The sequence below is a fragment of the Rahnella sp. 1L-D-7-B-C2 genome, assembly GCF_057290995.1.
On the sequence record NZ_JBXAVQ010000012.1, the window covers coordinates 117,330 to 127,578 of the forward strand.

At 53.8% G+C, this 10,249-nt stretch carries 8 protein-coding genes and 1 rRNA gene; 7 read left to right on the top strand and 2 right to left on the bottom strand.

Going from position 1 to position 10,249, the window contains the following annotated elements:
- Nucleotides 1-26 precede the first annotated feature (26 nt).
- Nucleotides 27-1,205: a multidrug efflux MFS transporter periplasmic adaptor subunit EmrA gene (emrA, locus tag AC0Z7K_RS17975; protein WP_413530934.1), complete on the top strand. Its 1,179-nt coding sequence runs from the start codon at nt 27-29 to the stop codon at nt 1,203-1,205.
- Nucleotides 1,206-1,222: 17 nt separating this feature from the next.
- Nucleotides 1,223-2,758: a multidrug efflux MFS transporter permease subunit EmrB gene (emrB, locus tag AC0Z7K_RS17980; RefSeq protein WP_413530935.1), complete on the top strand. Its 1,536-nt coding sequence runs from the start codon at nt 1,223-1,225 to the stop codon at nt 2,756-2,758.
- Between the two features lie 75 nt (nt 2,759-2,833).
- On the opposite strand, the gene AC0Z7K_RS17985 is transcribed toward emrB, so the two are convergent.
- Complete coding sequence (locus tag AC0Z7K_RS17985; protein ID WP_112165796.1) at nt 2,834-3,937, bottom strand: tRNA/rRNA methyltransferase; 1,104 nt, start codon at nt 3,935-3,937, stop codon at nt 2,834-2,836.
- 229 nt (nt 3,938-4,166) lie between these two features.
- Here AC0Z7K_RS17985 and trxC point away from each other — a divergent pair, with 229 nt between their 5' ends.
- The 5 genes from trxC to AC0Z7K_RS18010 all read left to right on the top strand — a co-directional run bounded on the left by trxC (nt 4,167) and on the right by AC0Z7K_RS18010 (nt 10,030).
- Complete coding sequence (gene trxC / locus AC0Z7K_RS17990; RefSeq protein WP_485615383.1) at nt 4,167-4,586, top strand: thioredoxin TrxC; 420 nt, start codon at nt 4,167-4,169, stop codon at nt 4,584-4,586.
- A gap of 139 nt (nt 4,587-4,725) precedes the next feature.
- Nucleotides 4,726-5,430, top strand: a complete 705-nt coding sequence (locus AC0Z7K_RS17995; RefSeq protein ID WP_485615384.1) for a tRNA-uridine aminocarboxypropyltransferase — start codon at nt 4,726-4,728, stop codon at nt 5,428-5,430.
- A 31-nt stretch (nt 5,431-5,461) separates the two neighbouring features.
- Nucleotides 5,462-8,182, top strand: coding sequence for a bifunctional acetate--CoA ligase family protein/GNAT family N-acetyltransferase (locus AC0Z7K_RS18000; protein ID WP_485615385.1), 2,721 nt, complete (start codon nt 5,462-5,464; stop codon nt 8,180-8,182).
- An 84-nt stretch (nt 8,183-8,266) separates the two neighbouring features.
- Nucleotides 8,267-9,622 carry a CDP-diacylglycerol--serine O-phosphatidyltransferase gene (gene pssA / locus AC0Z7K_RS18005; RefSeq protein WP_413530939.1) on the top strand — a complete coding sequence of 452 codons (1,356 nt, stop codon included), beginning with the start codon at nt 8,267-8,269 and terminating at the stop codon, nt 9,620-9,622.
- Nucleotides 9,623-9,682: 60 nt separating this feature from the next.
- The gene (locus AC0Z7K_RS18010) at nt 9,683-10,030 is read left to right on the top strand and encodes a YfiM family lipoprotein (RefSeq protein WP_485615386.1); all 348 of its coding nucleotides are present in this window, start codon (nt 9,683-9,685) and stop codon (nt 10,028-10,030) included.
- A gap of 131 nt (nt 10,031-10,161) precedes the next feature.
- Here the strand turns inward: AC0Z7K_RS18010 and rrf are convergent.
- Nucleotides 10,162-10,249, bottom strand: a 5S ribosomal RNA gene (gene rrf / locus AC0Z7K_RS18015); the annotation flags it as partial.

Genomic DNA, 10,249 nt, shown 5'->3' on the forward strand with positions numbered 1-10,249 from the left:
TACACAGACTCAGCGTGGAGAAGACCATGAGCGCAAATGCCGAAACTCAGGCAGCAACGCCGCAAGCTCCGAGAAATAAGAAGAAAACGCGCAAAACCGCGATGCTCTTGTTAACCGGAATTTTCATTATTATCGCTATTGCCTACCTGTTTTACTGGCTGCTGGTATTGCGTCATTTTGAGTCAACGGACGACTCGTACGTAGCAGGTAACCAGGTACAGATCATGGCGCAGGTCTCGGGCAGCGTGACCGACGTCAATTTCGACAGCACCGACTTTGTGAAAAAAGGTGACGTACTGGTCACGATTGATCCGACGGATGCCGAACAGGCGTTCGAACGTTCTAAAACCGCACTGGCCAACAGCGTGCGTCAGACGCATCAGTTGATCATCAACGGGAAACAGTATCAGGCGAATATCGCTCTGCGTCAGACTCAGTTGCAACAGGCGCAGACTGACCTGAAACGCCGCGTCGTGCTGGGCAATGTCGATGCGATTGGCCGTGAAGAACTGCAACACGCCCGTGATGCCGTTGACACCGCCAAAGCGCAATACGATGTTGCGGTTCAGCAATACAACGCCAATCAGGCGATGGTGCTTAACACGCCGGTGGATCAGCAACCTCAGGTTCTTCAGGCCGCTGCTCAGGTGCGCGATGCCTGGCTGGCCTTGCAACGAACCAAAGTACGCAGCCCGATCGACGGGTTTGTTTCCCGCCGTGCGGTACAGATTGGTCAGCAGATCAACTCTTCCACCGCGCTGATGGCCGTCGTTCCTGCGAATCACATCTGGGTAGATGCCAACTTTAAAGAAACGCAGCTGGCCAATATGCGTATCGGCCAGGCTGCGACCGTGGTCAGTGATATGTACGGTGACGACGTGAAATATCACGGCAAAGTCGTGGGGATGGACATGGGCACCGGCGGCGCGTTCTCGCTGCTACCGGCGCAGAATGCCACCGGTAACTGGATCAAAGTGGTTCAGCGCTTACCGGTGCGTATCGAGCTTAACGATCAGGAAGTGAAAGAACATCCGCTGCGTATCGGTTTATCCGCATTGGTCACGGTCGATACACAAAACCGCGACGGTTTAGTGCTGGCCGAGAAAGTGCGTACCGAACCGCTGTACCAGACCACCGCGCTGACGCTGGATCTCGCGCCGGTGAACGCCATCATTGCTGACGTTATTCATGCAAATGCAGGCTAAAACCTCCGGAGGCCTCTGTGGCAAATAAACCGCTGGTAGGCGCACCGCTGGCCTGGATGACGGTGGCTTTGTCGATGGCCACGTTCATGCAGGTGCTGGACTCGACGATCGCCAACGTGGCGATCCCGACCATTGCCGGGAATTTGGGTGCCTCGAACTCACAGGGCACCTGGGTGATCACCTCGTTCGGGGTGGCGAACGCCATCTCAATCCCGATCACCGGCTGGCTGGCAAAACGCATCGGCGAAGTCAAACTGTTCCTTTGGTCTACGGTACTGTTTGCCATTGCATCGTGGCTGTGCGGCATGTCCAACAGTCTGGAAATGCTGATCTTCTTCCGTGTAGTGCAGGGCGTGGTGGCAGGTCCACTGATCCCGCTATCCCAAAGTCTGTTACTGAATAACTATCCGCCGGCCAAGCGAAGTACCGCCCTTGCGCTCTGGTCGATGACGGTGATTGTCGCTCCGATTTGCGGGCCGATCCTCGGCGGGTACATCAGTGATAACTACCACTGGGGCTGGATCTTCTTCATCAACGTGCCGATCGGTGCCGCCGTGGTCTTCCTGACGCTGAAAACGCTGAAAGGACGCGAAACGGCTACGCAGATCCGCCCGATCGACAGCGTCGGTCTGGTATTGCTGGTGCTGGGGATTGGTGCGTTGCAGGTAATGCTCGACCGCGGCAAAGAGCTGGACTGGTTTAACTCGACGGAAATTATCGTGCTGGCGGTCGTGGCGGTGGTCGCGCTCTGCTTCCTTGTCGTATGGGAACTGACCGACGACCATCCGATTGTCGATCTATCGCTGTTTAAATCGCGAAACTTCACCATTGGCGTGTTGTGTATCAGCCTGGCCTACATGCTCTACTTCGGTGCGATCGTTCTGCTGCCGCAGCTGTTGCAGGAGGTATACGGCTACACCGCGACATGGGCAGGTCTGGCGTCGGCACCGGTGGGGATTTTGCCGGTCATCATGTCGCCGATCATCGGTCGCTTTGCGCACCGGCTGGACATGCGAAAACTGGTGACGTTCAGCTTCATCATGTATGCGGTCTGCTTCTACTGGCGCGCGTACACATTCGAACCGGGAATGGATTTTGGTGCGTCGGCCTGGCCGCAGTTTATTCAGGGCTTCGCAGTTGGCTGCTTCTTCATGCCGCTGACTACCATTATTCTGTCGGGATTACCGCCGGAACGTATGGCGGCCGCATCAAGTTTGTCGAACTTTATCCGAACGCTGGCAGGTTCGATCGGTACATCGATTACCACCACGATGTGGTCAAACCGAGAATCGCTGCATCACGCGCAGCTGTCGGAAAACATCACACCGTTTAATCCGGCGGCAACACAGACCTATCAGCAGCTCGAAAGTATGGGCATGAGTCATCAGCAGGCTTCTGGCTGGATGGCGCGTGAGATCACCAATCAGGGACTAATCATCTCTGCTAACGAGATCTTCTGGCTGTCGGGAGGGGCATTCCTGTTCTTGCTGATCTTAATCTGGTTCGCACGGCCACCGTTTAGCAGCGGTGGGGGCGGCGGCGGCGCTCACTGATTTTCTAAATCGGTGTATGCCAGAAAGCAAAACGGACGCCATGAGCGTCCGTTTTTTTAGCTGCAAATCAGGGGATTATGCCTGATTCTGACGCCACCATTCGGCCAGCAAAATACCGGTCGCGACGGAAACGTTCAGGCTTTCTACTTTACCGGTCCCGCCGATAGACACGCTCAGGTCACCCTGCTGCCATGCGCTGTCGGACAAACCATCACTCTCCTCACCCAACACCAGCACCATTTTGGCAGGCAGCTCGGCTTTACCAAGCGCAGTCCCTTTATGGCTGGAGGTGGTGACGATGGTGTAACCCGCTTTACGGAAGGTCGCCAGCACATCGAGGAAGTTATCCGCGTTGATGGCTTTAACGTGTTCCGCGCCGCCTTCAGCGGTACGCACTGCGGCACCGGATTCCAGCTGGGCCGGATCCTGAACCAGCATCCCGTTGATACCGAAATGCGCACAAGAACGCATGATACCGCCGAGGTTGTGCGGGTTGCCGACGTTTTCCAGCGCCAGCACACAGTCTTTCGCGCGAGCCGTTTGCAGATAAGTTTCTGCATCCAGACCCTGACGTTTTTTGATCAGGAAACACACGCCGCCGTGGTGTTCAGTGCCGGAGGCTTTCACCAGCTCTTCATCTTCAACCACATGATAGGCTTTGCGGTTTGCCGCCATCCAGCGCAGCGCTTCGCGAAAACGCGGAGTCACAGATTGCACGAACCACGCACGAACGATCGCGTCCGGACGGCTGGCAAACAGTGCCTGACAGGCGTTTTCACCGTACACGCGAGTCTCTTCCTGACGCTGACGACGCAATTGCTCAGGATCGATAAAGCTTTTACCGCTGATGCCACCGTGATCGGGCACGGATTCATCCGCGGGCGCACGTGAAACGGTTTTCCACGGCGAAGAATACGGGCCGTCGTCATCACGGGCCGGACGGCGTGGGCGATCGTCACCACGTCGTGTATCTGCACCGCGTGAATCACCACGGGAATCGCTGCTGCGACGCTCATTGCGGCGGGCATCGTCTGGACGGGAACCCTGGCGAGGTTTATCGCCCGGACGTCCTCTGTTATTGGAAGGACGTTTATCGTTATTGCGGTTATCGCCGTCGTCGTCACTACGGACGAACATCACTTTGACTTTGCCGTTCTTGCCACTGAATGAATCGTTCATTTTTCTCTCCACCTACGCGCAGGGCGCGAAGATTACCTGATGTCTGTGAGCTAAGCCACATGCTTTGGACCAAAAGCTTAAAACTATCGTATTCATTGAATAAACCGCGTTGTTAACGGAATGCTGCGCCCTCATACTTACAACATACAAGTAACATATCAGCCATCTTTAGTACCGGACCCATTAAGGTTGATACCGTTCTCACGTTAAGCAATGTAGAGGCTATTTTATGAATACGATTTGTTCATCATGTCAGGCCACCAACCGCCTGCCAGAGGATCGTATCGACGACGGCGCAAAATGTGGCCGCTGCGGTCATTCACTTTTTGAAGGCGATGTGGTTCATGCTACTGCTGCCACGCTGGATAAATACCTGCAGGATGACCTGCCAGTTGTCATCGATTTTTGGGCTCCATGGTGCGGCCCGTGTGTTAACTTCGCGCCAATCTTTGAAGATGTGGCTCAGGAACGCGCCGGTAAAATCCGGTTCATCAAGGTTAATACCGAAGCAGAACCAGAACTGAGTACGCGGTTCCGGATCCGCAGCATTCCCACCATTATGGTCTTTAATGAAGGCAAAATGGTCGATATGCTGAGCGGCGCGGTGCCTAAAGCCCCGTTCAATGACTGGCTTAATGAGTCATTGTAACGCATAAGCCGGTATAAAGCCCTGCCGATGGCCCGCTTCTGTGCGGGCTTTTTTTTGTAAACCTCCCGCCAGCAACAGATTCGCTTGCCAGCCCCACAGGGGTGATTAGAATAGCCGTTTTTCGATTACCGGAATGCTTATGTCAGACAACGCCGTCCTTCGCCTGCGAACAGAACGCCTTGCCAAATCTACCCGCCCTTTTCTCGCGCGCGGTTCACGGGCGATCCGCTGTCAGTCATGCCTGTTACCCGTACGTAACTGTATTTGTGCGACGCGCGAAATCCATCAGGCCGCCAGCCGATTTTGTCTGGTGATGTTTGACACAGAGCCGATGAAACCTAGTAATACCGGGCGCCTGATAGCCGACGTTCTGCCTGACACACAGGCGTTTATGTGGTCGCGTACAGAAACCGATCCTGCACTGATTGAAGCGATTTCGGATCCCTCCCGTCAGGCATACGTGGTGTTCCCAGCCTCATTCGCCGAGCCGCCGCGTCAGGTCTTTACCCAAGTGCCTGCGGGCAGCAAGCCGCCGCTGTTTATTATGCTCGACGGCACCTGGAACGAAGCGCGCAAGATGTTTCGCAAAAGCCCATATCTCGATAATCTGCCGGTATTCTCATTGGATGTGAGCGCCAGCTCCGGCTATATCTTGCGCGAAGCCTCACGTCCGGAGCTGCATTGCACCGTAGAAGTAGCCGCAGCCCTGCTGGAAAAAGCCGGGGATCTGGAGGCTTCTGCAGGGCTGTCACGGCACTTCAATAATTTCCGTACCCAATATCTGGCAGGAAAACCCCATCACCCGGTGCATCAGCTCACAGCAAAGAACGCGGAAAGCCTCTAGAATCAGTTCAGGATGATTGATTGGAGTAGTGATGAGCCAGCGCGGACTAGAAGCCCTGTTACGACCTGAATCTATCGCGGTAGTCGGTGCCAGCAACAAGCCGGGACGTGCCGGATACCTGATGATGCGTAATCTGCTCGATAGCGGATTCAACGGCCCGGTACTACCGGTCACCCCCGCATATCGTGCTGTGTGTGGCGTTCTGACCTGGCGGGATGTCATCAGCCTGCCGATGTCACCTGATTTAGCCATTCTTTGCACGCACGCCGATCGTAATCTTGCGCTGCTTGAGCAGCTCGGCGAGCGCGGCTGTAAAACGGTTATCGTCCTTTCCTCACAGCCAGGACAATTCGCTGAACTGAAGGCCTGCGCCCAGCGCTTTTCAATGCGCCTGCTCGGTCCAAACAGTCTGGGCATTCTTGCGCCTTGGCAGCGCCTGAACGCCAGCTTTTCACCGGTGCCGATCCTTCCCGGCAAACTGGCGTTTATTTCTCAGTCCGCCGCCGTCGCCAATACTATTCTCGACTGGGCACAGCAGCGCGCCGTCGGGTTTTCCTATTTCATTTCGCTCGGCGACAGTCTGGATATCGACGTAGATGATCTGCTCGATTTCCTCGCCCGCGACAGTAAAACCAGCGCTATCCTCCTTTATCTCGAACATATCAGCGACGCGCGGCGTTTTCTTTCTGCCTCGCGGAGCGCTTCACGCAATAAGCCGATTCTTGTGATCAAAAGCGGGCGGAGCGTAAAGGCGCAGAAGCTACTCAACAGCCCGCTGAGCCTTGACGCGGCCTATGATGCCGCCATTCAGCGTGCTGGCTTACTGCGCGTACAGGATACGCACGAACTGTTTTCGGCAGTAGAAACCCTCAGTCACATGCGCCCGCTAAAAGGTGAGCGCTTACTTATCATTAGCAACGGCGCTGCTCCTGCCGCGATGGCGCTGGACCAGTTGCTATCGCGCAATGGGAAACTGGCGGAGCTCGGCGAAGAGACATGCAGGGCACTGAGCGCCGTTCTGCCGGGCACGATTTCAGCCTTGAATCCTTTGGACTTACATGATGACGCCACACCGCAGCTCTATCAGGCGGTCATGACGACGCTACTCGACAGCATAGATTTTGATGCACTGCTGGTGATCCACGCGCCAAGTGCCGCTGCGCATGGAACAGTCACCGCCAGACATCTTATCGAGGCTGTTCGTAAACATCCGCGCGGTAAATACGTCACGCTGCTGACCAACTGGTGCGGCGAATTCTCTTCGCAGGAAGCACGAAAACTTTTTACCGAGGCGGGAATTCCGACTTACCGCACGCCAGAGGGTACAGTCACAGCGTTTATGCATATGGTGGAATATCGACGTAATCAGAAACAGCTGAAAGAAACCCCGGCACTGCCTGCGGATCTTGAACAGAACACCGATCAGGCTCACCGGCTTATCGCTCAGACGCTGGCTGAGGGCACAACGCAGTTAGATACGCATGAAGTCCGCGCGATTTTACAGGCCTACGGGATGAACGTATTACCGACGTGGATTGCCAGCGACAGTACCGAAGCCGTCAATATCGCCAGCCAGGTGGGGTATCCGGTGGCATTGAAATTACGCTCGCCGGATATTCCGCATAATTCCGAAGTTCAGGGCGTGATGCTTTATCTGCGCACAGCCAGCGAAGTCGAACAGGCGGCGAATGCCATTTTCGATCGCGCCCGGCAGGCTTTTCCTCAGGCGAGAATTCAGGGTCTGCTGGTACAAACAATGGCTAACCGCCCGGGCTCGCAGGAGCTGCGGGTGGTAGTAGAGCAGGATCCGGTCTTCGGTCCGCTGATTATGCTGGCTGAGGCCGGTTCTGACTGGCAGCCCGAACGTCAGGCGGTGGTAGCGTTGCCGCCGCTGAATATGACGCTGGCCCGCTATCAGGTGGTTCAGGCGCTGAAAAGCGGCAAAATTCGTGGGCGCAATGCATTACATCCTCTCGATATTTCCGCGCTCAGCCAGCTGCTGGTGAATGTATCGAACCTGATCATTGATTGCCCTGAAATCGAACGGCTTGATATTCATCCGCTGCTGGTCTCAGGAAGCGAGCTTAGTCTGCTGGACGTATCGATGCAGCTATCTGCCCAAACGGCTAATGCGCCATCACGTCTGGCAATCCGGCCTTATCCGCGCGAACTGGAAGAGCGCGTTGTCCTTAAAAATGGCTCACAGGCCTTGTTCCGCCCTATCCTCCCCGAGGATGAACCGCTGCTAAAAGCATTTATCCTTAAAGTTACAAAAGAAGACCTCTATTACCGCTACTTCAATGAGATCAATGAATTCACTCATGAAGATTTAGCCAACATGACGCAGATCGATTACGACCGTGAAATGGCCTTCGTAGCCATACGTACGGTGAATGATGAAAATGAAATTATTGGAGTGACGCGAGCTGTCTCAGATCCGGACAATATCGATGCTGAATTCTCCGTGCTGGTTCGCTCGGATCTGAAAGGACTGGGGCTTGGGCGCAGACTTCTCGATAAAATGATCAACTACGCTGCAGAGCATGGGCTGCAACGTCTGACGGGGATCACCATGCCGAACAATCAGGGCATGATCATGCTAGCCAGAAAGCTAGGGTTCGACGTCGACATCCAGATTCAGGACGGCATTGTGAACCTGTCGCTTGTGCTTAAAAAGAGCCGAATAACCTCGCAGAAAATCGTGAGCCTCAGCCATGAACAGGCAAAAGATGCGCACATCGGAGAGGACTAATGGTATTATCGACCGATTGTGCGGTTACCACTGTCTGCTTGTGCCGCGAAAGCCATTACATGAAGAGAGAAGAAGCGCACTGTGATGTTGTCTAAATTCAAACGTAATAAACATCAACAACACCTTGCTCAGCTACCCAAACTCCCCCAAACGGTTGATGCTGTAAAAACGCTCTACTGCCCAACAGATTTCCGTAAGACGCTGCTCAGTGCAATTGCCAACGCTACCCAACGGATATATCTGGTCGCTCTCTATTTAGAGAATGATGACGGCGGTCGCGACGTATTGTCGGCACTTTATGCGGCTAAACAGCAACGACCTGAGCTTGAGATTTGCGTGCTGGTAGACTGGCACCGTGCCCAGCGTGGGCGTATTGGCGCCGCTGCGGCTGACACCAATGCTGACTGGTATTGTCGCATGGCGAAGGAGCATCCTGAATGTTCTGTGCCGGTGTACGGTGTTCCTGTTAATACGCGTGAAGCACTGGGTGTCCTGCATCTAAAAGGTTTTGTGATTGACGATCAGGTGATCTACAGCGGCGCAAGCCTCAATGATGTCTATCTACATCGCCATGAGAAATATCGCTATGACCGCTACCAGTTGCTGAGCAATGCGGCGCTGGCAAACACCATGATCGACTTTATGAAGAAATCGATCATTACTGCCGCAGCCGTGCAGCGCCTCGATCGTGAAGATCGTCCGAAAAGCATTGAGATCAAAAACGAAACGCGTCAGTTCCGCCAAAGCCTGCGCTCCAGCGGATATCATTTCAAAGACAGCGCCGGAAATGATGAATTGGCGGTGACGCCTATTGTTGGTCTGGGCAAGCAGAACGAGCTGAACCGGACTATTCATCATCTGATGGCCAGTACGGATCAGAAGCTGACGCTGTGTACTCCTTATTTCAATATGCCTGCGATGCTGTCGCGCAATATTATTCATCTGCTGCGCCGCGGGAAGCAGGTAGAGATTATTGTTGGCGATAAGACAGCCAACGATTTCTATATTCCACAGGATCAGCCTTTTAAGATCATCGGTGCCCTGCCCTATCTCTACGAAATTAATCTACGCCGTTTCCTGAGCCGTCTACAGCGTTTTGTCGACAGCGGTCAGTTGATTGTGCGTTTATGGAAAGATGGGGATAACAGTTACCACCTGAAAGGCATGTGGGTCGATGACCGCTGGCAGCTGATCACCGGGAATAACCTAAATCCCCGTGCATGGCGATTGGATCTTGAGAATGCGATTTTAATCCACGATCCCCATAAAGAGATGGCGGAGCAGCGTCAGAAAGAGCTGGATGAAATTCGTCAGTACACGCAAGTTGTTTCTCATTATATGGAACTGGAAAGCATCCCTAATTATCCGGTTAAAGTACGTAAACTTATTCGCCGTTTACGGCGTATACGTATCGACAGATTAATCAGCCGAATTCTGTAATTGGCTATACTGAAAGCCTGATCAACTTGATCGGGCTTTTTTATATCTGGAATAATACAAATGGCACACTCACCTCTCCCTTCCTATAGACTCCCCTTAATCGCCCTGATATTAATGAGTAATGGCTGCACTCACTTCGCCAACGATCAATGGACCGGTAAAGACAAAGCAGAACACTTTGTGGGATCGGCCGTGTTAGCCGCGACAGCCACCGCTTATGGGGATAATCAGGGATGGGATGAAGCACGCAGTCGTTCTTTTGGCTTGCTGTTTTCGGTAAGCCTGGGCGCAGCGAAAGAACTTTATGACAGCAGGGAAGGTGGAAGTGGATGGAGCTGGAAAGATTTCAGTTGGGATATTGCCGGGGCGGCAGTGGGGTATAGTGCTTATCATTTGACGCATTATTGATGATTTTTACTGCAATACTTCCATACTTAGCTGCAAAAAAAGTAAATTACTGTTTATCTGCGGTCAGTTTCACCAAATTCCAGACAGCAAAAAGCCCTGTACGTCAGTACAGGGCTTTCCACTTATTTGATGCCTGGCAGTTCCCTACTCTCGCATGGGGAGACCCCACACTACCATCGGCGCTACGGCGTTTCACTTCTGAGTTCGGCATGGGGTCAG